Below are 22,078 nucleotides of genomic sequence, written 5' to 3'. Positions count from 1 at the left end.
GCCGCCTCCGGGAGGGGGCGCCTACTCGGCCAGGGCCCGGATGCCCTCGATGCCGAAGTAGGCCACGAACACCAGCGCGACCACCCAGAGCAGCCACGAGACGTTCCGGGAGCGGCCGAGTGCCGCCTGGATGACCGTGTAGCTGATCACACCGGCGCCGACGCCGTTGGTGATGCTGTAGGTGAACGGCATCAGGATGATCGTCAGGAACGCCGGGATCGCCAGCGTCAGGTCGTCCCACGGCACGTTCCTGGCCTGGGTCATCATCAGCGCGCCCACCAGCACCAGCGCGGGGGCCGCCGCGGCGGCCGGGACGACCGACGACAGCGGGGTGAAGAACATCGTCACCAGGAAGACGCCGCCGGTGGTCACCGCCGCGAGCCCGGTCCTGGCGCCCTCGCCGACCCCGGCCGCCGACTCGACGAACACGGTGTTCGCCGAGGCGCTGGAGAAGCCGCCGACCGCGGCGGACACGCCGTCCACGGTCAGGATGGCGCCCAGCCGGGGCACCCGGCCCTCGGCGTCCACCAGCCCGGCCTCGTCGCTGACCCCGATGATCGTGCCCATCGCGTCGAAGAACCCCGACAGCACCAGCGTGAACAGCACGACCAGCGCGGTCACCACCCCGGCGCGGGCGAACCCGCCGAACAGGTCGATGTGGCCGATCAGCCCGAAGTCGGGCATGGCCACCACGCCCTCGGGGATCTTCGGCACCACGACGCCCCAGCTCGCCGGGTCGATCCTCGCCACACCGTTGACCATGATCGCCAGCACGGCGGTGACCACGATGGCGATCAGGATGGCTCCCGGCACCTTGCGGACGAACAACACGATCACCAGCAGCAGGCCGAAGCAGAACACCGCCACCGGCCATCCCGTCAGGTGGCCGGTCGCGCCGAGCTGTACCGGCGAGCCCGTGCCCTTGCCGACGAAACCGGCGTCGACCAGCCCGATCAGCGCGATGAACATGCCGATGCCCACGCTGATCGCGTGTTTCAGGGCCAGGGGGATCGAGTTCATGATGAGCCGCCGAACCCCGGAGACGGCCAGCAGGACGATGACCGCGCCCTCCAGCACGACCAGCCCCATCGCCTGCGCCCACGTCATGTACGGCGCGGCCTGGTAGGCCACCACGGCGTTCAGTCCCAGCCCGGCCGCCACGCCGAAGGGGGCGTTGCCCACCAGGCCGATCAGGATCGTGCTCACCGCCGCGGCGACGATGGTCGAGGTGGTGAGCTGCGGGATCGACAGCTTCGCCCCGGTGACGTCGGTGGCGCCGCCCAGGATGAGCGGGTTCAGCAGGATGATGTAGGCCATCGCCATGAACGTGGTCAGGCCGCCCCTGACCTCCTGGCCCACCGTCGACCCGCGCGCCGTCAGCTCGAAGAACCGGTCCATGAAATCCCTTTCGCACAGGGATGACCGGGTTATCGCTATTTGAGTGCTATGTCAGAACGACCGGTCCCCCGCCCAGTTACCGTACCGGCTTCCGTCCAGCGCGATGTCGTGGGGGCGGATCGGCACGCGGGGCAGCCGCAGCCCGGTGGCCGCCCGCACGGCCGCCGCCACCGCCGGGGTGGACGACAGCGTCGGGGGCTCGCCCGCGCCCCGCAGGCCGTACGGGGCATGCGGGTCGGGGTTGGCCAGGACCGACAACCGCATGGGCGGCATGTCGAGGATCGTGGGGATGAGGTAGTCGGTGAAGGACGGGTTGAGCACCCGCCCGCCGGAGACCTGGACCTCCTCCATCAGGGCCAGCCCCAGCCCCTGCGCCGAGCCGCCGTGGATCTGCCCCTCCAGGGCGAGCGGGTTCAGCACCCGCCCCACGTCCTGCACCGCCGCCAGCTCCACCACCTTGACCAGGCCCAGCTCGACGTCGACGTCCACCACGGCGCGGTGCACGCACAACGCGAGCTGGACGTGGGAGTCGCCCTGACCGGTGACCGGGTCCATCGGGAAGGTCGGCCGGTGCCGGTAGATCCCGGTCTCCTCGACGGGCCCGGCCCGCTCCAGCGTCTCCGCCAGGGTCTCCCCGTCCGCCCGCAGGGCCGCCAGCCGCTCCCGTACGGCCCGGCAGGCCGCCCGCACCGCGCCCCCGGTGACATAGGACTGGCGCGACGCCGAGGAGGACCCCGCCGACCCGACCGTCGTGTCCGCCTGCGCGACCGTCACCAGGCCGACGCCCAGCTCGGTGCGGGCGATCTGCTCCTGGACCGTCACCAGGCCCTGGCCCACCTCGGCGGCGGCGGTGTGCACCAGGACGTGCGGCTCGCCGCCGAGCAGCTCCACCCGGACCCGGGCGGTGGAGTGGTCGTCGAAGCCCTCCGAGAAGCAGATGTTCTTGATGCCCACGCCGTACCCGACGCCGCGCCGCACCCCCTCGCCGTGGGTGGTCTGCGCGACGCCGCCGGGCAGGTCCAGCAGATCCATCGGGTACGGCGGGCCCGCCGTACCCGGCTCCGGGGGGTCCGCCGGGCCGGGGACGCCGGCCACGGCCGCCGCCGGCCGGGACGGCCCAGGGGGCAGCGGCATGGCGGCGAGCTCCCGCAGCATGTCCGCCAGCGGCGCGGGGGAGTCGATCACCTGCCCCGTGACCAGCCGTGACCCCTGCGACACCGCGTTGCGCACCCGGATCTCGACCGGGGACAGCCCGCACGCCTCGGCCAGCCGGTCCATCTGCGACTCGTAGGCGAAACACGCCTGCACCGCGCCGAACCCGCGCATCGCCCCGCAGGGCGGGTTGTTGGTGTAGACGCCGTAGGCGTCGATCCACACGTTCGGCGCCTCGTACGGCCCCACCCCGAGGGACGCCGCGTTGCCGACGACGGCGGGGGTGGAGGAGCAGTAGGCGCCGCCGTCGAGCAGGATCTCCGCCCGGACGTACCGCAGCCTGCCGTCGCGGTCCGCGCCGTGCTCGTAGCGCATCCGGGCCGGGTGGCGGTGGACGTGGCCGAAGAACGACTCCTCGCGGCCGTAGACCATCTTCACCGGCCGTCCGGTGCGCAGCGCCAGCATGCACGCGTGGACCTGCATGGACAGGTCCTCGCGGGCGCCGAACGCGCCGCCCACCCCGGCCAGCGTCAGCCGTACCAGCTCCGGTGGCAGGCCCAGGCAGGGCGCGATCTGGTCGCGGTCCGCGTGCAGCCACTGGGTGGCGACGAACAGGTCCACGCCGCCGTCCTCGGCCGGTACGGCCAGCCCCGACTCCGGCCCCAGGAACGCCTGGTCCTGCATGCCGACCTCGTACTCCCCGGTGACCACCACGGGGGCGGTGAAGTCGCCGCCGACCCGGACCGGCTGGTGGCGCACCACGTTGCCGCCGTCGTGCACCGCCGGGCAGGACGGGTCGAAGGCGGCCCGCCGCGGGTCGACGACCGCCTCGGTGACCTCGTAGTCCACGACGATCGCCTCGGCCGCCCGCCGCGCCCGCTCCGGATGGTCCGCGGCGACGATCGCGACCGGCTCCCCCTGGTAGCGGACCCGATCCGTCGCCAGGACCGGCTGGTCGCGGCGGTCCAGGCCGTAGAACCGCTCACCCGGGACATCCTCGCAGGTCAGCGCCGCCAGCACGCCGGGCATGGCCAGCGCCGGACCGACGTCGACGGAGCGGATCCGGGCCGAGGGGTGCGGGCTGCGCAGCGTCGCCCCCCAGACCATGTCCGCGAGGTAGAGATCGGAGGAGTAGGCGAACTCGCCCGTCACCTTCAGCGTCCCGTCGGGGCGCGGCGCGCTGCGCCCGACGCCCAGATCGTTCCCGACGCCCGGACCGTGCCCGCGCTCCCGGCTCTGGCCCCGGTCCGGCCGGGTCTCGGTGCCGCTCATCTCTGCAGTACAACAGCCGGAGCCCGGCCCGGACAGGCAAGGACACGACGAAACCTCGGATGAGCCCGCCGGTGGTTCTTGTAGTTTCATCCAATCATGCGGATACGTGACCTGCTCGCCATCGAGGAGCTCCGGCTCACCCTCCTCACGGGCGAGGAACACCTGGACCGGAGCTTCACCGGCGTGCAGATCACCGACCTGCCCGACCCGGGACGCTACCTGTCGCCCGGCGAGCTGGTGCTCTCCGGGCTCATGTGGCGCACCGGCCCCGACGACTCCGAACGGTTCGTGCGCCGCCTGGTCGAGGCCGGGGTGGCCGCCCTCGGCGCCGGCCGCGCCTGGCTCGGCACCGTCCCCGGCGACCTGGTCCGGGCCTGCGAGGAGTACGGCCTGCCGCTGATGGAGGTGCCGGTCGAGGTCTCCTTCCGGAGCGTCGCCGAGATGATCACCCCCCGGCACGCCGAGCTGCGCGACGCCCTCGGCCGCCACCGCCGGATCGTCGCCGCCGTCGCCGAGGGCGCGGGCCTCGAGGAGCTGTTCGCGCTGATGGACGCCGAGCTGCGGATGACCGGCGCGGTCGTCTCGGCCACCGGGACGGTCATCGCCGGGACGCTCCCGGACGCGGGCACCGTCCTTGGCCCCCGGACCGGAGGCCTCACCCCTCGTTCCCAGGCGGCGAAGTCCCCGGACGAGGCCGGGGAGGGACGTGACCGGGACGGCGAGGCCGTCGCCGTCCGGCTCGCCCGCGAGTTCCTCGCCGCGCCCCGGCTGCCCCACGTGGTCCGCACCCCGGCCGGGACCTTCACCCTCTTCGGCGTGGGCCGCGAGCACCGGGCCGCCGGCTGGACGCTGGCCTGCGGCGGCGACCTGATCGCCGAGACCGACGTGGGCTTCGAGCTGGCCGCCTGTGTCGCCCTGGAACGCGGCCGGATGGAGGAGGGCCGGCGGGTCGAACGCCGGCTCGCCGGGCAGCTCGTCGCGCTGGCCGCCTCCGGGGCGGGCGACCGGGCCGAGCTGGGGGCGGGCCTGCGGACCTGCGGGATCGGCCCGGCCGAGCCGTACTGCGTGGTGAGCGCGACCGTGACCGGGCCCGGATCGGCCCGGGAGACCGACCCGGCCGCGCTCGGCGGCCGGATCCTGGAGGAGCTGCTGCGCCCCCGGACCACGGCCGCCGCGGTGACGCCGGACGGAGCCCTGGCGCTGGTGCCGCTGGCCGGCGGCCCGCCGTACTCCACGGCGGGTGAGCCGGCCGGGGCGCTGCGGGCCGGGGCGGAGGTGCTGGCGGCAGGGCTGCCCGGCCTCCGGGTGTCGATCGGGGTCAGCGCCGCGCTGACCGGCTCGCCCGCGCTGCGGGGCGGCCTGGAGGAGGCCGGGCACGCCCGGCGGCTGGCCGAGGCGCGCGGTGGGGGAGTCGTCACCAGCGACGAGATCTACACGCACGCGCTGCTGCTGGCGACCGTCCCCGGCGACGTGCGGCGGTCGTTCACCGAGAGGACGCTGGCACCGATCATGGACTACGACCGGCGCCACCGGTCGGAGCTGCTGCGCACGCTTGAGGTGTTCCTCGACTGCGCGGGATCCTGGAACGCCTGCGCCGAGCGCCTGCACGTCCACGTCAACACGGTCCGCTACCGCATCCACCGGGTGGAGGAGCTGACCGGGCGGGACCTGTCGGCGATGGCCGACCGGGTGGACCTGTTCCTGGCGCTCAGGGCGTCATGATCCGGCGAGGGGGCTCCGCCTCCCCACGCGCCTCCCGCAACGCGGCCTCCTCCTCGGCCAACTGCTCGTCCAGCTCCTCATTGCCAGTGGCCTGTGCGGTCGCGACGGAGCGTGCCAGATAGGCCGCCGCCTGCTCGGTATCACCGAGAACCCGGGCCGCGCGGGCCAACCCCAGCAGCAGATACGGCTCGGCGACATCGATGTTCGCGGCGCGCGCGCACGCCAGCGCGGCCTCGTAACAGGTTTTGGCCGACAGAGGATCCCCGAGATCGAGGTGAACCTCGCCAAGGATCTCGAGGATGCCCGCCTCGTGGTAGGCGTCACCATGCCTGCGTATCCGGCTCAAGGCTTCGTTCAACACCGTCAGCGCCTCGTCGAAACGGCGCAGGCGGCGATACGCGGAGCCGAGCAGGTTCATCGCGAAATGCTGCCCCGACGCGAAGCCGATCGCCTCAGCGACCTTCCGCTGTTCCTCGGCGCAGCGGATCGTCTCCTCGTAGCGGCCCAGGTTGCAGAGGATCCTGGCGAGGCTGCCCAGGGCTTTCTGCTCGCCGTACAGATCACCTTGTTCGCGGCAGAGGGCCAGCTGTTCCTCGATATGAGGCATGGCCTCTTCGGAGCGGTTGCTCATGGTGAGGGCGAGGCCCACGAAGTTGTGTGCCTCCGCTTCCATGGCGGGGTCGTTCAGTCGTCGTCCGGTCTCGAGGCTCTGCCGGCTGATCGAGAGAAGATAGGAAGGAGAGCCGCAGTAGTGGAGATGCCAGCAGATTGGAAAGGCGAGGGCGGCCCCAAGGTAGGCGGTCCGCTCCTCGGCGGAGGTCATCGCCTGCGAGGCCGCCGACAAGAGGTTGGCCTGCTCGCTCTCGAACCACCCATGGGCCTCTTCTTCGGAGGCGAGCTGCAGAGGAGCGGCATCAAGATCCTCAACCACTATTCGGGTGACACGGTAGCCGAGCTGGACTGCCAGCTGCGCAGTCGCGACGTAGAACTCCAGTGCGCGTTTCAGAGCGTCAGTTCGGGCGTCCTGGTTTTCGTTTTTAAGCGCCTGCTCACCCGCGAACAGGCGCACCAGGTCGTGCAGCCGATATCTCCCGGCCCCATCGACCTCCACGAGGTGGCCGTCGGCCAGCCGTTCCAGGGCGCGTTCGGCCTCATCGGCGGGGACGTCCAGGAGGGCGCCGACGACGTGCGGTGTCACGTCGGGCACCCGCAGCACCCCCAGCGCGCGCAGCGCGCGGGCGGCCTCGTGGTCGAGATCGTCGGCACTTCCGGTGAGCAGGTCGTAGCTGACCCCCAGGCTCGACCGCACGGCGATGTCGCCCGCCTCCAGCTCCCGCAGCCGTCTCCGCTCGTCCTGGAGCCGTTCCACCAGGTCGGCGACCTCCCACCGGGGCCGGTTCGCCAGTCGGGCTCCGGCGACGGCCACGGCCAGCGGCAGGCCCCCGCACAGCTCGACCAGGCGTGCCGTGGCCTCCAGGTTCCGCCCGGTCCGTTCGGCACCCGCCAGTTTGGCCAGCATGGCGGTGGCCTCCACCTGCCGTAGCCGGCCGATCGGCACGTGGACGCAGTCGTCGACCAGGGCGAAGGTCCGGCGGCTGTTCACCAGGATCGCGTTGCCCTCCGGCACCGAGAGCAGGGGGCGGACCTGGGGGAGATCGACGACATCGTCCAGCACGACGAGGACGTTCCTGCCGTCGAGCAGGCTCCGCCACAGCGCGGCGGCCTCATCGACCTCGGTGGGCACCGCCTGGGAGGCGATCCCCAGGGCCCGCAGGAACCTGCCGAGCACTTCCAGGGGTTCCAGCGGCCGCAGGCCGGGGGTCGCCCCGTGCAGGTTGGCGTAGAGCTGCCCGTCCGGGAAGTGGCCACGAGCCGTGTGTGCGGCCCGGACGGTCAGGGCGGACTTGCCCGCCCCCGGCGGCCCCGTGATCGCGACGACGTGGTGGGGCCGCCCGCCGTCCCAGGGGGAGAGCAGCGATCTGAGCCGGACCAGTTCCTCGGTGCGGCCGACGAATCCGCCCGGGTCGCGCGGCAACTGACGGGGGATCGGAACGTTCCCGGCCGCCCCGGCCGAATGCTCGGGCTCGGGAGAAACGGGACGGGTGACCTCGGTGGAGGTGATGATCTTACGGTGGAGGTCCCGGAGCGCGGGGGAGGGGTCCAGCCCGGTCCTCTCCATGACGGCCTTCGCCAGCCGTTCGTAGGCGTGGAGCGCGGCGGCGCGGTCTCCCGACCCGTGCAGGGCCAGCATGAGCTGCCCCCAGAGCCGCTCCCGTGCCGGGTTGGCGCCTGCCGCGGCACGCAGATCCGGTACGGCCTCCGCGTATCTCTCCAGCCCGATCCTGATCTCCGAGAGCTCCTCCAGCGCGATGAGACGTTCCTCGCCCAGGCCGGCCGCCGCGTCGTTCAGGACCCGGCTCCCCCGGGCGTTCGGGAAGGGGTCGCCCCGCCACAGGTCGAGGGCCCGCTGGTAGTGGTGGTGCGCGGTCTCCGCCCGGTGGTCCTGGACGGCGAGCCTCCCCCGGCGGATGTGCTCGCGGAAGGCCAGCAGATCGAGATCCTCCTCGCCGAGGGTGACGAGGTAGGTGTTCGCCTGGGTCTCGATCGGGGCCGAGCGGGGGTCGCCGGGGGCGAGGAGCCGCCGCAGCGTGTGGACGTACGTCTTGAGGTTCTGCTCGGCGGACGCCGGAGGGTCGTCGCCCCAGACCGCGTCCGTCAGATACTCGAAGGATGCCGGGGTGCCGGCCCTGAGGAGGAGCGCGACCAGGAGCTGGCGCTGTTTCAGGCGGGGAATCGGGATGAGCCGCCCTTCGCCGTTGCGAACCTCCAGACCGCCGAGCATCGAAAATGTCATTCGTTGAGCCCCATGGTCAGTGCGCCCAGGGCTTCCCGAGCGTCTCCAACGAATTCATCCAGCTTGATGGCATTCAGCTTACCGATCAAGGCGCCAGAGGGTCTATTGTGATTCGTAATATATTTTCAGTGTATCGCAGCTTGTGGTTGACCACTCGTGCCGGTGTCGCTGTCGGCGCGAACGGCGAATACACGTCCGCCGGGGACACGGGCGACCGGAGAGTGGGATGCAATTGTCCGGGGAAGCTCCCCGTGCGCGAACTCTTGGGCGTCGTCCGGCGGGTGATCGGCGATCATACTCGGAAGTAGACGGTCGCGAGGTCAGGCGGTGTTCCGAGGCCGAAGGGCGCGGAGGAGGCGGAGAAGGATCGAGTCCGGGTACCGAATTCAACTCCTGCTGCGGATGGCCGGTCGAACCGCTGCCTGCGGGATCTCTATACGTTGGATTATTCGGATTTCGGCCAGGGTGTTTTGAGGCCGTGCCGCTTGCGAATAATTTTAGTTTTAATTCTCTCCGTGAAGCGTTCGGTTCGTGAAGATTATCCGCCTGCGTTCGGCGCCCCATTTCGATGCGAAGGCGGTGCCGTCCTCGTCGGCGCATGTTCTGAAAATTCTTTGTTCCGGGTGCCGGTGGGCCTGTGAACGAAACAGGCGCCCTTTGCGCTTTCCCCACGGGGGGATCGTGGGGGCGCGTAGGGCGCCTGGCTGCTTCGGGACTGCATGGCCTGCCGAGAGGGAGGCCGTGGACGGCCGGTCCCGCTTCAGCCTGGGTAGTTCCAGCCGAACGCGGACTGCGTGTCCTGGGCTGCAGCTTGCTGAGTGCTGTCTCGCAGGGGGGCAGACGAATCGGCGCTGGCGGCCGTAGCATGGCCTGCGACGGAGAACGCTGCGACCATGAAGGCGGCGAGGGCGGACAAGATGAGGCGTCGGCGCACGGGGGAGGCTCCTGTCGTGGGTTCTGCTGCTAGAAATACATTTTTCAAGGAGTAACGTGACTGGTCAAGGTTTGATCGGGCAACGCATCAAAACCGTTCGCCGCCAGCGTGGTCTTTCCCAGGCCCAGCTCGCCCATCCGGAATTGTCCGATAGCTATGTCTCTCTCATTGAGAGCGGCAAGCGTACCCCAACGCCCGCGGTGCTTGAGCTCTTGGCTCACAAACTGGACTGCTCCCTCACCTATCTCGTCAACGGTGTGACTGCCGAGCAGATGCAGGAGATCGAGCTCAACCTGGGCTACGCCCGGATCGCGATGGAGAACGGCGAGGTCACGGAGGCTCGCACGCGCTATGCGGAGGTTCTCGCGGACGAGGGCGTGGCAGGCCTCCCTCAACTCAGGCAGGAAGCCGAATACGGACTGGCGCTGGCCACCGAAGCATGCGGTGACCTGGACGGGGCGATCGCCCTGCTCAACACGCTCCGCCGGGACGATGCGGGAACGATGTCACCCGAGCGTCATGTCGCCATCGTGGTCGCCCTCTCGCGTTGCTATCGGGAGCAGGGGGATTTAGGGCGGGCGGTGGAGGTCGTCGAGCAGATCCTGGGCGGCGCGGTGCGGCCTGCCTGGACAAATGACCTGGTGAAGCTGGGGACCCAGCTTCTGGCGGCCTACATCGACCGGGGGGACATGCTCCGCTCCCGGCAGTTCGCCGCGGAACTGCTCGCCGCGGCAGAGCTCATCGGCAATCCCCTGACGATCTCCTGGACGAACTGGACCGCAGCCATCGTCGCGGCTGAGACCGGTCACAATGACGAGGCGGCCGCGTACGCCGAACGAGCCCTCGCGGTCCAGTCCGAGCAGGAGGATCCTCGTCTTCTCGCGCTGCTCCGCAGTGACTACCTCCAGGTCATGCTGCTGGCACGTCCCGCGCAGGCCGACGTCTGGCGCGATGGTTTGGAGAGACTGCAGGGCGAGCTGCAGGAAAGTTCGGCAAGCATGATCAATAAACTGCGTTGCACGATGAACCTCGTCCGCGCAGAACTGCTGCTGTCGCGCCCGGAGCAGGCGAATGAGCACATCCGTACCGCTTATGACATCCTCGACGGGATGCCGCAGGCGCTGCAGGCCGAGGTGCGCATGCTCCTCTGCGAGACCCTCGCAGAGGTCGGCATGCACGAGAAGGCTCTTCAGGAGTTCCACAGGGCGGAGCAGGCGCTGACGCATCTGCCGTCCACCCGTTCCACCGCCCACCTCTGGCTGACCGCCGCGCAGGTCCTGGAGCGGATCGACGAGCCCGCGCGCGAGGCCGACGCCTACCGGCGGGCACTGGCCTGCGTCGACCTGTAGGCCTCCGGTGACCGTGAAGCCCACGGCACCCACGGAGTCCTCGACGCCCGTCGCGCCCGCCGCACCGGTGGCGGACGCCGCGATCACGGCGTCCGCGACCACGGCGGCGCTCGGGGTGCCGGTGACCGTCGCGGGCTCCAGGGACCGGCCGATGCCCCGCCCCGCGCCCCACGGCGCCGTACGACGCGCCGTGGGACCGGGGCGGGGGCTTCGGGACCGCTCGGTGGCGTCGGTAGCCTGGGAACCGTCATGAAGACTTCCCCAGCCGCGGCGGTGCTCGCGCTCCTCGCCGCTCTCGTTCTCGGTACGGCGTTCGCTTCGCCGGCCCTCGCCCACGACGCCCTCAAGAGCAGCTCACCCGCCAAGAACGCCGAGGTCGAGAGCCTCGACGAGGTGAAGCTGACATTCACCGCCTCGGTGCGCTTCCCGGCCGTGGTCGTCCGCGGGCCGGACGACGCCGCCCACCAGGACGGCAAGCCCGTGGCAGAAGGCCCGACGGTGACGCAGAAGGTCAAGGCGGATCTCCCGCCGGGCCGCTACGTCATCGCCTACCGGGTCGTCTCCTCCGACGGGCACCCGATCGAGGGGGAGATCCCCTTCACGCTGAAGGGATCGGCCCCGCCCTCCGCCGAGGCGCAGGCATCGCCGTCCCCGGAGGCCTCCACACCCGCGGCCGACTCGGCGCCCCCCGCCGCGACCGGCCCGGGGACGGGGGAGACCGCCGGCGCCACGGGCGCGGCGGAGACCCCGGCGGCGGCCGGTGAGCCCGCCTCCTCGGGAGGGATCCCCGGCTGGCTGTGGATCGTCGTCGGCGGCCTGGCCGGCGTCGGCATCGGCATGCTCTTCAGTCTGCGAGGAAAGGGCCGGAAGCAGCCGTGAGCACCCGGGAGGAGTCCGCGCGGGCCGTGCCGGACGTGCCGGACGAGCGGCGACGGACCGTCCGGGCGGTGTGGCTGGGCCTCGCCGCCGCCGGAGCGGCCATCGTCGCCCTGGTGATCGCCATGTTCGCCGGCGGCGCGGCGACCCCCCGCATCATCCCCGGCCTGCCCGACGAGGGCACGGTGACCCGGTGGGGCCTGCCGCTGGCCAAGCTCGCGATGGACGCCGCGGGCGTGGTCACCGTGGGCGCGCTGCTGGCCGCGGCCTTCTTCTTCCCGGTCGACAAGGGACTGCTCGGAAAATCGGCCCTCGGCTACGTCAGGGCCGCGTCGTGGTCGGCGCTCGTGTGGGCCGGGGCGGCGGCCGCGACGATGGTCTTCACCCTGTCGGAGGTGCTGGGCCTGCCCGTCGCCGACGTGCTCGGCGGCGACGAGCTCACCAGCTTCGCCAGCCAGGTGTCCCAGGGCATCGCCCTGACCCTGGTCGTGCTGTTCGGGGTGGCGATCGCGCTGTTCGCCCGGGGGGCGATCACCGCCGGTACCGCCGCGGGGCTGCTGGCCCTCGCCCTGGCGACGATGCTGCCGCCCGCGCTGACCGGCCACTCCGCCTCCTCGCCCAACCACGACATGGCCACCAGCGGCGTGGCGCTCCACCTGCTGGCCCTCGCCCTGTGGGTGGGCGGGCTCGCCGTGCTGTGCTTCCACGCGCTGCGGCGGCAGCCGCAGCTGGAGGTCGCCGCGGCCCGGTTCTCGGACATGGCGCTGTGGTGCTACGTCGCGGTGGGCCTGTCGGGCCTGTTCAGCGTCATCGCGCGGCTCACCTCGCTCTCGGAGGTCTTCACCTCCGCCTACGGCCTGCTGCTGGTCGCCAAGACCGTGGCGTTCGCGCTGCTCGGCGTCTTCGGGTGGTGGCACAGGAAGCGCACGCTCCCCGGGCTCGCCGGCGGCGGCCGGGGCGGGTTCGCCCGCTTCGCCTCCGTCGAACTCCTCGTCATGTTCGCGACGGTCGGGCTGGCGGTCGCGCTGGGCCGTACCGCGCCGCCCCCCGCGATCCTGCCGGTGGACCGCGCCTTCGAGGCGCTCGGCTTCACGATGCCGCCGGAGATCTCCCTGGCCAACCTGGCCACGCTGTGGTGGTTCGACCTGTTCTTCGCCACCGTGGCGGCGGTCCTCGGCGGCCTCTACCTCGCCGGGGTCGTACGGCTCCGGCGGCGCGGCGACTCGTGGTCCTGGGGCCGCACCGCCTCCTGGTTCCTCGGCGTGCTGATCCTGGTGATCTCCACCCAGAGCGGCGTCGCCCGCTACGCCAAGGTCCTGTTCAGCGCCCACATGGCCGAGCACATGACGCTGTCCATGCTGGTGCCGATCCTGCTGGTGCTGGGCGCCCCCGTCACGCTGGCGCTGCGCGCGCTCAAGCCGGCCGCCCGGCGCGGCGACCGCGGCCCCCGCGAGTGGCTGACCACGATCCTGCACAGCAGGTTCGTCCGTTTCGTGGCCCATCCGGCGATCGCCACGGCGATCTTCATCGTGTCGTTCTACGCCCTCTACTTCACCCCGCTGTTCCCCGCCGCGATGGAGGAGCACCTCGGCCACATCGCGATGACGCTGCACTTCCTGCTCAGCGGCTCCCTGTTCTTCTGGGTGATCATCGGGGTGGACCCGGCGCCGCACCGGCTGCCGCACTTCGCCAAGCTGCTCCTGCTGTTCGTCACGATGCCCTTCCACGCCTTCTTCGGCATCGCGCTGATGAGCATGGGCACCGTCCTCGCCCCGGAGTGGTACGAGCAGCTCGGCCGTGCCTGGGGCACCTCCGCCCTGGTGGACCAGCGGACGGGCGGCGCCATCACCTGGGGCTTCGGCGAGATCCCGACGCTGCTCGTGCTGCTCGCGCTGGGCTTCCAGTGGTGGCGCGACGACGACCGTACGGCCCGCCGCAACGACCGCCGGGCCGACGCGGCGGCGGCCCGCACCGGCGGCACCGGCGACGCCGAGCTCGACGCCTACAACGACTACCTCGCCAGGCTCAACCGGCGGGACCGTCCCGCCGGGCCCGAGTAGGCGGTACGACAGGCACTTCCTCCCTTTTGCGGGGATGGCTCCGGTAGCCTGAGCCCGGGGGGTTCGGGCATCCGCAGCGACGGCCGTGCGACGACGCGCGCCACGCCCGCTCACGGATCAGCGACGTGTCCGGCCGGAGGGCCGGCGGGCGCCACGCGCGCCGGGGAGGTCGAGGAGTGTCCGAGGAAGCGCGCACGCGTGAGGGGTGGAGACCGGCTCTCGCCCATGAGCTCCGGGAGCGCCTGGACGCCTGGAGCGGTCGCACCGGGATCGCCGTCGAGACCTGGGCGCTGCCCGGCGAGGAGGCGTCCGCCGAGGAGGCCGGGGCCGTGCTGGCGGTGCTGGAGGAGGCCCTGGCCAACGTCGAACGGCACAGCCGGGCCCGGGTGGTCTCCGTCGCGGTGACCCTGGGCCGCGGCGGTCTGCGGATGACGGTGAGCGACGACGGCGCCGGTTTCGCCGGGGCGGCCGCCGGGCGCGGCGTGGACGCCATGCGCGACCGGTTCGAGGCCCTCGGCGGCACGCTGAGCGTCAACGGCGTCATGGGGGAGGGCACCACCGTCACCGGGACGCTGCCCCGCCCGTAGGCCGGGCGGGGAGCTCCGGAGCCCCGGGGACCCGCCCGGGACCCGGGAGCGCCGTACGGCGGGGGCGTCAGAGCCTCAGGCGTCAGGGCAGGCAGCGCCGTACGGCGGGGGTGGCGGGGTCTCGGGCCGTCAGGGCAGGGTCAGGATCTCGCGGCCCGTCTCGGTGACCAGGATGGTGTGCTCGAACTGGGCGGTCCGCCTGCGGTCCTTGGTCACGGCGGTCCAGCCGTCCGGCCAGACGTCGTACTCGATGGTGCCGAGGGTCAGCATCGGCTCGATGGTGAACGTCATGCCCGGCACCAGCGTGACCGCCAGCGACGGGTCGTCGTAGTGCGGCACGATCAGGCCGGAGTGGAACGTGGTGCCGATGCCGTGGCCGGTGAAGTCGCGGACCACGCCGTAGCCGAACCGCCTGGCGTAGGCCTCGATGACCCGGCCCACGACGTTGAGCTGGCGGCCGGGGGCGACGGCCCTGATGGCGCGGTCGGTCGCCTCACGGGTGCGCTCGACCAGCAGGCGCGACTCCTCGTCGACGTCGCCGACCAGGAAGGTGGCGTCGGTGTCGCCGTGCACGCCGCCGATGAAGGCGGTGATGTCGACGTTGACGATGTCGCCGTCGCGCAGCACGGTGTCGTCCGGGATGCCATGGCAGATCACCTCGTTGACCGAGGTGCACAGCGACTTGGGATATCCGCGGTAGCCGAGGGTGCTGGGGTAGGCGCCGTGGTCGCAGAGGAACTCGTGGCCGATCCGGTCGAGCTCGTCGGTGGTGACGCCGGGCGCCACGTGCCGGCCGACCTCCTCCAGCGCCTGGGCGGCGAGCCTTCCGGCCACCCGCATCCGCTCGATGATCTCCGGAGTCTTGACGTCGGACTCGCCGAGCCTGGGGGTCTTCTTCCCGACGTACTCCGGCCGCGTGATGCCTGAGGGGACCTTGCGGGTGGGAGAGATCCGTCCGGGCTGGAGCAGTGTCGTCATGGTCCCCCAGTCTAGTTGGGCTTTCCGCTGGGCAGGATTGCCCCCATGAGCGATCAGTGGTGGTTCTGCCTGAAGCACATGGCGGTCGAGCCCGACCAGGGCTGTCCCAACAAGGACCGGATGGGCCCCTACGAGACCCGCGAGGCCGCGGCCGGCGCGCTGAAGACCGCGGCCGACCGCAACGAGGAGTGGAGGGAGGCCGACCGCGCCTGGGACGACGACTGAACGGCGGGCCGCGTCCCGGGCCGACGGCCGAACGGGAGGCCGGCCGCGTCCGGGGCCGGCGGCCGGACCCGGGGCGGTGACCGCGCGGACGCGCGGCCCGGCCGGGGAAGGCCGGCCGGGTGGCGGCCGTCGCGCCGTCAGTCGGCCACCTGGGGGCCGCTGACCCTCTCCAGCAGCCGGGCCAGCCGCTCGCGCAGGCCCGGCCGCCGGCCGGTCTCGCCCGCGGCCATGCTGACCAGGTGCTGGGCGCCGTCGAACGACAGCGGCGCCCGCTCGGGGACGGCCAGCGCCTCGTGGGCCAGCCCCTCCAGGTCGGGGTCGCCGCCGTCCAGGGCGAGGATCGTCGCGCCGGTGCGGCGGGCGTCGCCGACCCGTTCCAGCAGCGCCTCGGGGGCCCGGTCCTCGGTCACCACGAACAGGGTCTCGCCCCGCCGGGCCGCCTCGATCCGCTCCAGCCCGATCCGCAGGTGCGCGGGCGCGCCCGGGGGCGGGTCCCAGCGCACCAGCGTCGGGGCGAGCTGCGGGATCCCCGCCAGCCGGGCCTCGTCCCCGAGGTGCGCGGCCAGGTGCCAGGGCTCCCCGGCGGGCGTGCCGACCACCAGCAGGCCGCCGGGGGACCGGGTGGTGCGCAGGGCCAGGCCGAGCGCGCGGGTGCGCTCCACCCAGCCGGTCGAGCCGAGGATGTCGCGCAGAAGGGCGACCGACCGTGCGTCCATCAGATCATCGTGCACCAGCCGCCGGGGTCCTGCCGGGAGATCGCCGGACGCGCCTGGCATGATCTGGACATGTGGCGGGGCCGGGCGCCTCCGGGCCCCCGGCCGGCCGACGATCATGAGGAGTGACGAGTGAGCACTGATATCCCGGACGTGAGCGGCATCTCGATCGGCATCCTGGGCGGCACCGGCGACCAGGGCAGGGGCCTGGCCCGGCGGTTCGCCCTGGCCGGTCACACCGTGCTGATCGGTTCGCGCGACGCCGGCCGGGCCGGGGAGGCGGCCGAGAGCGTCGGCGGTACGGCCCGCGGCGCCGACAACCGGACCGTGGCGGCCGAGGCCGACGTGGTGATCGTGGCGACCCCGTGGGAGGGGCACCGGCCCACCCTGGAGTCCCTGCGGGACGAGCTGGCCGGCAAGATCGTGGTCGACTGCGTCAACCCGCTGGGCTTCGACAAGCGGGGCGCCTACGCGCTGGACGTCGAGGAGGGCAGCGCCGCCCAGCAGGCCGCCGCGATCCTGCCGGACAGCCGCGTGGTCGCCGCCTTCCACCACGTCTCCGCCGTCCTGCTGCTGGACCCGGAGGTGGAGCGGATCGATCTGGACGTGCTCGTGCTGGGCGACGACCGCGAGGCCACCGACACGGTCCAGGCGCTGGCGAGCCGCATCCCGGGCGCCCGCGGCGTGTACGGCGGGCGGCTGCGCAACGCCCGCCAGGTCGAGGGGCTGACCGCCAACCTCATCTCCATCAACCGCCGCTACAAGGCCCACGCGGGCTTCCGGGTCACCGACGTCTGACGGGCGGCCCGCCCGGTACGGCCTCCCTCGGTCGTCCCGCCGGCCCGGTCCCGCCCTGATGTCCCGGGGCCCGTCCGGGCGTGGCGCGACGGGCGGGGCGGAGAAGGGGCCCGGCCCCTCAGATCCAGCCCGCGTCCTCGGCGATCCGGATGGCGTCGACCTTGTTGCGGGCGCCCGTCTTGGAGACGGCGTTGGTCAGGTAGTTGCGGACCGTCCCGGCCGACAGGTGCAGCCGCCCGGCGATCTCCTCGGCCGGGGCGCCCCGCGCGGCCTCCTTCAGCACGGCGGTCTCGCGCGGGGTCAGCGGGCTCGCGCCGTACGCGAGCGCCGAGGCGACCAGCTCGGAGTCCAGCACCCGCAGCCCCCGCGCGGTGCGCCGGATCGCGTCCGCCAGCCGGTCACCGGGGGCGTCCTTGACCAGGAACGCCTCGATGCCCTCGGCCAGGGCCCGGTGGACCTGGCCCGGCTGTCCCATCGCGGTGAGCACCAGGACCCGGCAGCCGGGGACCTTCTCCCGCAGCTCCACCGAGGCGGTGATGCCGTCGATCCCGGGCAGGTCGATGTCCAGCACCGCCACGTCGGGCCGGGACTCCAGGGCCGCGCCGACGATCTCGTCGCCGCGGGTCACCTCGGCGACCACCTCGATGTCGGGCTCCAGCCGCAGCAGCGCCCCGAGCGCGGCCCGGATCATGTGCATGTCCTCGGCCAGCAGGACCCTGATCACGTCGTCACCGCCGTCTCCCCCGTCGTCTCCGGACCCCCGGCCGCGGCGTCTCCGCCCCCGGTGGCCGGGTCCGGGCCGCTCCGCGCCCGTCGGTCCTCGTCCGCCCGTCCCCGCCGCGTCCCCGGTACGGCGGGCAGCTCCACGACGAGCCGGAACCCGTCGCCGGCGCGTCCGGCCGCGACCGAGCCACCCAGGTCCGACGCCCGTTCCCGCAGGCCGGTCAGCCCGCCGCCGTCCGCCGCGTCCCCGCCGCCGTCCGTAGCGTGCCCGCGGGCGCGGTCGTTGACCACCTCCAGCCGCACGGCGCCGCCGTGCGCGGAGGTGCTGATCGAGCAGGTCGTCGCCCGGCTGTGCCGTACCACGTTGGTGACGGCCTCGCGCACCGCCCAGGCCAGTGCCTCGTCGACCTCGCGCGCCACCTCGACGCCGGCCAGGTCGGTCCGGCAGGTCACCCCGGACGCCTCCAGCAGCGCCTCCGCCCGGTGCACCTCCCCGGCCAGCGACATCTCCCGGTAGCCCCGCGCCACCTGCCGCACGTCCTGCGCCGCCTCCCTGGCCACGCCGACCAGCTCGGCCAGCTCCGCCTCCGCCGCGGCGGGGTCGCGCCCGACCAGCCTGCGCGCCAGGTCGCCCTTGAGCGCGACGGCGGTCAGGCTGCTGCCCAGGCCGTCGTGCAGGTCGCGGGAGATGCGCAGCCGCTCCCGGAGCACCGCGGCCTCGGCCAGCTCGGTCCGAGCCTGCGCCAGCTCACGGCTGACCACGACCAGCCGGGTCACCCCGTAGATCACGAAGCCGGTGACGAAGAGGGTGGTGACGCTCTGCAAGGCGTAGAGGATCTTGAGGCCCGGCATCCCGGCGCTCCACGCGGCGGCGACGTGGACCGCCGTCATGGGGGCCAGGAACCCCAGGGCGAGCGGCGGCCGCAGGCGCAGCAGCACCGAACCGAGCAGAATGCTCGGGGCGCCCCACCACCAGCCCCCGGCGTCGTTCGGCAGGAGCAGCATCGGGGCGTAGGCGGCGGCGGTCTGCACGACGAGCCCGACGGTCACGCCGCCCGGCTCCGCTCCGCGCAGGGCGGCGCGGACGTGCCGGAAGTGGGGGACGAAGAAGGCGGGAAGCACGATGGAGAGCACGGCGGCCGCGGCGGGCCCGCCGTAGCGGACCATCAGGAGCACCGGCGTGACCGTGAAACCCGCAGAGAGCAGCACGACCAGGCCGACGGCCAGGCGCTGGGGGGTCATTCGCATGTCACGGTGATTATTGCCGCCGGGGGTCCCAGCGGAACCACCGGGTCAGCGCGAACAGCCCGATCGCCGCCCAGGCGGCGAGCTTGAGCGCGGGCCCGGCCGCCGCCGCGAGGTCGCCGCCGAAGGTGCCGTCCGCCGCGTAGGCGGTCCGGGCGATGTCGGTGACGGCTTCGGTGGGCAGCAGGCCGAGCAGCGTCCTCACCCAGCCGGGGAGCAGCTCGGTGAGCGGTCCGAAACCGCCCGCGCCGACCCCCGCGAGCAGGAAGAACGGCATCGTCATGACACCCGCCAGCTCGGGGCGCGGGACGAGCGGGGTGAACGCCGCGCCCAGCAGGCACAGGACGGCGGCGCCCGCGACCACGGCCACCACCAGCAGCAGCGGGTCGCGCGGGACCGGCAGGCTCGTCAGCGCGTACAGCGCGACCGAGACGACCGTCGCCAGCAGGGTGTTCTGCGCCACAAGGTTGAGGATCCCGCCGCCGAGGATGTCGCGGTCGGCCAGCCCGGTGGCCCGCAGCCGCTTGAGGAGGAGCTGCTCGCGACGGGTGGTCAGGGTGGTCGCCGTCTGGCCGAACGTCGCGAGGACCAGCAGCATCGACAGGATCCCGAGGTGCTGGGCCGCCACGACCTCCGGATGGCCCGGCTGGAACCGGTCCACCATCACCGGCAACCCCAGGCCCAGGACCAGGAAGAGCGTCACGGACGTGCTCAGCGCCGTCCGGTCCCGCCAGAACAGCCGGCCGTCGAAACGGGCCACCGTCACCAGATCGCGCGCCGCCATGGTCACGCCACCTCCTTCGCGTGCTCGTTCTCCGGGTGCCCGTCGGCGTCCGCGGCGAGGTCCAGGAACAGGTCTTCGAGGGTCGCCGTACGGACCTCCAGGCCGTGCAGGCGCAGGCCGCGTTCGGCGGCCCAGTTCAGCAGGGTCCGCGCGGCGAGGTCGGGGTCGGCGATCCGGTACACCGCGGTCCGGCCCTCCACCGAGGACGGCGGGAGCGGCAGCTCCTCCGGCGTGACCGCGGCGGGGAGCTCGAAGGCGACCCGGCCGGTCTGCGCGGCGAGGGTCTCGGCCATGCCGCCGCTCGCCACGACCTCCCCGCGGTCCATGATCGCCATACGGGAGGCCAGCCGCTGGGCCTCCTCCAGGTAGTGCGTGGTGAGCAGGACCGTGGTGCCCCGTCCGGCGAGGTCGCGGATGACGTCCCAGGTGTTGCGGCGGGCCTCGGGGTCCATGCCGGTGGTCGGCTCGTCGAGGAAGAGCACGTCGGGCCGGCTGAGGATGGCCAGGGCCAGGTCCAGGCGGCGTTTCTCCCCGCCGGAGAGCTGCCGCACCTTCGTGCCGGCCCTGCCGGTCAGCCCCGCCGTCTCCAGGGTCTCGTCGCGCGGCCGGGGGGCGGCGACGAAGTCGCGCCAGGCGTCCACGGTCTGCGCCACGGTCAGGTCGGGGAAGAAACCGGCCTCCTGGAGCATGATGCCGCATCTCCGCCGCACTTCCGTGCGGTCCTCGACGGGGTCGAGGCCGAGCACGCGCACCGTGCCGGCGTCGGGGGCCGCGAAGCCCGCCAGCACCTCCAGGGTCGTGGTCTTGCCTGCGCCGTTACGGCCGAGCAGGGCGAAGACCTCGCCCTGCGAGACGTCGAAGGAGACGTCCCGGACGGCGGCGAAGTCCCCGTAGTGCTTGCGGAGCCCGTCCACCAGAATCGCTGTCATGCCTCCGATCCTGGCGGGCGGCCGCGCCCGGCGACAGTGAGGAATTCACACATACCCCGCAGGCCATGAGAGGCGTGAGGGCCGAGCCGGACCTGACATCGGGCCTCTTCGCGGGTCATCCTTGTCGTATGAGCGAGCTTCACCCCGAGACGCGTGTCGTCCACCACCCGCAGCCGCCCCTCGAGGGCAGCCGGCCCATCGCGGTGCCGATCTACCAGACCTCCGGTTTCGTCTTCGACGACCCGTCCGTCTTCGCCGACGGTATGAGCCGCCCGGACGGCCCCTTCGTCTACGGGCGGCTGTCCAACCCGACCGTCCGGTCGCTGGAGGAGGCCGTCACCGGCCTGGAGGGCGGCGTCGGCGCCGTGGCCACCGCCTCCGGCATGGGGGCGATCAACTCGGTGCTGCTCGGGCTGCTCAAGCCGGGCGACCATCTGATCGCCCAGCGGGCCCTGTACGGCGGCACCGCCGGAATGATCAACGACCTGGTCACGAGGTTCGGGATCACGGTCTCCTACGTGCCCGAGGACGACCCCGGGGCGCTGCGCGAGGCCGTACGGCCGGAGACGAAGGCCGTCTACCTGGAGACCATCGCCAACCCGGTCACCCAGGTCGCCGACCTGCCCGGCATGTGCGCCGTGGCGCGCGAGGCCGGGCTGGTCTCGGTCGTGGACAACACCTTCGCCTCGCCGATCCTGTGCCGCCCGCTGGAGCACGGCGCCGACGTCGTGGTGCACTCCTCCACCAAGTACCTGAGCGGGCACACCGACGTCCTCGGCGGCGTCGCGGTCTTCGCCTCCGACGAGCTGTACCGGAAGGTGTGGCACTTCGCGGTCGAGCTGGGCGCCACCGCCGACCCGTTCGCGGCCTGGCTCACGCTGCGCGGCATGCAGACCCTGCCGCTGCGCATGGAACGGCACTGCGCCAACACCCGGGAGCTGGCCACCCGCCTGGCGGACCACCCGGCCGTCACGGCCGTCCACTGGCCGGGCCTGCCCTCCCACCCCTCGCACGAGCTGGCGGTCAAGCTGCTGCCGGACTTCGGCGGCGTCTTCTCCTTCGACCTGGCCGGCGGCCGCGCCGCGGGGGAGCGGTTCATGAGCTCGGTACGGCTGGCGCTGCTGGCCCCGTCGCTCGGCGGCGTCGAGACGCTCATCCTGCATCCGGCGACCACCTCGCACCGCTCGCTGTCGGCCGAGGAGCTGGCCCGGCACGGGATCGGCGAGGGCACGGTCCGGGTCGCGGTCGGCATCGAGCACATCGAGGACCTCTGGGCCGACTTCCGCCAGGCCCTCTCCTGACGCCCTCGCTCCTGACGCCCTCGCTCCTGACGCCCTCGTGAGACCCGGCCGGACGCGACCGCGGTGAACCGGAAGGGGAGGGGGTGTGGACGAGCGTGCCGGCCGGCTCCCCGGTCCGGACGCGCCCGGCATCCCGGCCCGGACGCGGTGACGCCCCGGCGCACCCGGGAAGACGGGT

17 protein-coding genes are annotated in these 22,078 nt (G+C 72.7%); 8 read left to right on the top strand and 9 right to left on the bottom strand.

The annotated features are described in order from the left end of the window. Positions 1-21: 21 nt before the first annotated feature. Entirely contained in the window at positions 22-1,398 is a 1,377-nt protein-coding gene (locus ACFYSC_RS01820; RefSeq protein WP_389955223.1) for an NCS2 family permease, read from the bottom strand. A gap of 51 nt (positions 1,399-1,449) precedes the next feature. Next, a complete protein-coding gene (locus tag ACFYSC_RS01815) occupies positions 1,450-3,822 on the bottom strand; it encodes a xanthine dehydrogenase family protein molybdopterin-binding subunit (protein WP_389955220.1) in 2,373 nt (790 codons plus the stop codon). A 96-nt stretch (positions 3,823-3,918) separates the two neighbouring features. Between ACFYSC_RS01815 and ACFYSC_RS01810 the strand changes: the two genes are divergently transcribed. Next, positions 3,919-5,544, top strand: coding sequence for a PucR family transcriptional regulator (locus tag ACFYSC_RS01810; RefSeq protein WP_389955217.1), 1,626 nt, complete (start codon positions 3,919-3,921; stop codon positions 5,542-5,544). Here the strand turns inward: ACFYSC_RS01810 and ACFYSC_RS01805 are convergent. Continuing rightward, positions 5,531-8,398 carry a BTAD domain-containing putative transcriptional regulator gene (locus tag ACFYSC_RS01805; RefSeq protein ID WP_389955215.1) on the bottom strand — a complete coding sequence of 956 codons (2,868 nt, stop codon included), beginning with the start codon at positions 8,396-8,398 and terminating at the stop codon, positions 5,531-5,533. The genes ACFYSC_RS01810 and ACFYSC_RS01805 overlap by 14 nt on opposite strands. Before the next feature lie 990 nt (positions 8,399-9,388). Here ACFYSC_RS01805 and ACFYSC_RS01800 point away from each other — a divergent pair. The 4 genes from ACFYSC_RS01800 (at position 9,389) to ACFYSC_RS01785 (ending at position 14,204) form a co-directional block, all read left to right on the top strand. After that, positions 9,389-10,681, top strand: coding sequence for a helix-turn-helix domain-containing protein (locus ACFYSC_RS01800; protein ID WP_389955213.1), 1,293 nt, complete (start codon positions 9,389-9,391; stop codon positions 10,679-10,681). 249 nt (positions 10,682-10,930) lie between these two features. Next, entirely contained in the window at positions 10,931-11,560 is a 630-nt protein-coding gene (locus tag ACFYSC_RS01795) for a copper resistance protein CopC (protein WP_389955211.1), read from the top strand. Next, positions 11,557-13,617 (top strand): cytochrome c oxidase assembly protein, encoded by a 2,061-nt coding sequence (locus ACFYSC_RS01790; protein WP_389955208.1) that lies wholly within the window; start codon positions 11,557-11,559, stop codon positions 13,615-13,617. The genes ACFYSC_RS01795 and ACFYSC_RS01790 overlap by 4 nt, the downstream gene beginning before the upstream one ends. Positions 13,618-13,793: 176 nt before the next feature. Then, positions 13,794-14,204: an ATP-binding protein gene (locus ACFYSC_RS01785; protein WP_389955205.1), complete on the top strand. Its 411-nt coding sequence runs from the start codon at positions 13,794-13,796 to the stop codon at positions 14,202-14,204. Positions 14,205-14,333: 129 nt separating this feature from the next. Here the strand turns inward: ACFYSC_RS01785 and map are convergent, their stop codons facing one another. Further along, the gene (gene map / locus ACFYSC_RS01780; protein ID WP_389955202.1) at positions 14,334-15,182 is read right to left on the bottom strand and encodes a type I methionyl aminopeptidase; all 849 of its coding nucleotides are present in this window, start codon (positions 15,180-15,182) and stop codon (positions 14,334-14,336) included. A 45-nt stretch (positions 15,183-15,227) separates the two neighbouring features. Between map and ACFYSC_RS01775 the strand changes: the two genes are divergently transcribed. Further along, positions 15,228-15,407: a hypothetical protein gene (locus ACFYSC_RS01775; RefSeq protein WP_362940588.1), complete on the top strand. Its 180-nt coding sequence runs from the start codon at positions 15,228-15,230 to the stop codon at positions 15,405-15,407. Positions 15,408-15,544: 137 nt separating this feature from the next. Here the strand turns inward: ACFYSC_RS01775 and ACFYSC_RS01770 are convergent, their stop codons facing one another. Continuing rightward, the gene (locus tag ACFYSC_RS01770) at positions 15,545-16,123 is read right to left on the bottom strand and encodes a hypothetical protein (protein ID WP_389955199.1); all 579 of its coding nucleotides are present in this window, start codon (positions 16,121-16,123) and stop codon (positions 15,545-15,547) included. Positions 16,124-16,252: 129 nt separating this feature from the next. On the opposite strand from ACFYSC_RS01770, the gene npdG reads away from it, so the two are divergent. Then, positions 16,253-16,918, top strand: a complete 666-nt coding sequence (gene npdG / locus ACFYSC_RS01765; protein ID WP_362940582.1) for an NADPH-dependent F420 reductase — start codon at positions 16,253-16,255, stop codon at positions 16,916-16,918. 118 nt (positions 16,919-17,036) lie between these two features. On the opposite strand, the gene ACFYSC_RS01760 is transcribed toward npdG, so the two are convergent. From ACFYSC_RS01760 to ACFYSC_RS01745, 4 genes are read right to left on the bottom strand one after another with little or no spacing between them, the layout of a single operon-like run. Next, positions 17,037-17,642, bottom strand: coding sequence for a DNA-binding response regulator (locus tag ACFYSC_RS01760; protein WP_389955197.1), 606 nt, complete (start codon positions 17,640-17,642; stop codon positions 17,037-17,039). After that, a complete protein-coding gene (locus ACFYSC_RS01755) occupies positions 17,639-18,889 on the bottom strand; it encodes a sensor histidine kinase (RefSeq protein WP_389955193.1) in 1,251 nt (416 codons plus the stop codon). The genes ACFYSC_RS01760 and ACFYSC_RS01755 overlap by 4 nt, the downstream gene beginning before the upstream one ends. A gap of 10 nt (positions 18,890-18,899) precedes the next feature. Next, entirely contained in the window at positions 18,900-19,670 is a 771-nt protein-coding gene (locus ACFYSC_RS01750; protein ID WP_389956301.1) for an ABC transporter permease, read from the bottom strand. Between the two features lie 2 nt (positions 19,671-19,672). Then, entirely contained in the window at positions 19,673-20,599 is a 927-nt protein-coding gene (locus ACFYSC_RS01745; RefSeq protein ID WP_389955190.1) for an ABC transporter ATP-binding protein, read from the bottom strand. Between the two features lie 128 nt (positions 20,600-20,727). On the opposite strand from ACFYSC_RS01745, the gene ACFYSC_RS01740 reads away from it, so the two are divergent. Beyond that, positions 20,728-21,900: a trans-sulfuration enzyme family protein gene (locus ACFYSC_RS01740; RefSeq protein WP_389955187.1), complete on the top strand. Its 1,173-nt coding sequence runs from the start codon at positions 20,728-20,730 to the stop codon at positions 21,898-21,900. The last annotated feature ends 178 nt before the right edge of the window (positions 21,901-22,078 follow it).

It is taken from the genome of Streptosporangium sp. NPDC004379 (assembly GCF_042873875.1).
Taxonomy (GTDB): Bacteria; Actinomycetota; Actinomycetes; order Streptosporangiales; family Streptosporangiaceae; genus Streptosporangium.
This window is presented reverse-complemented; position numbering and strand designations above follow the sequence as displayed.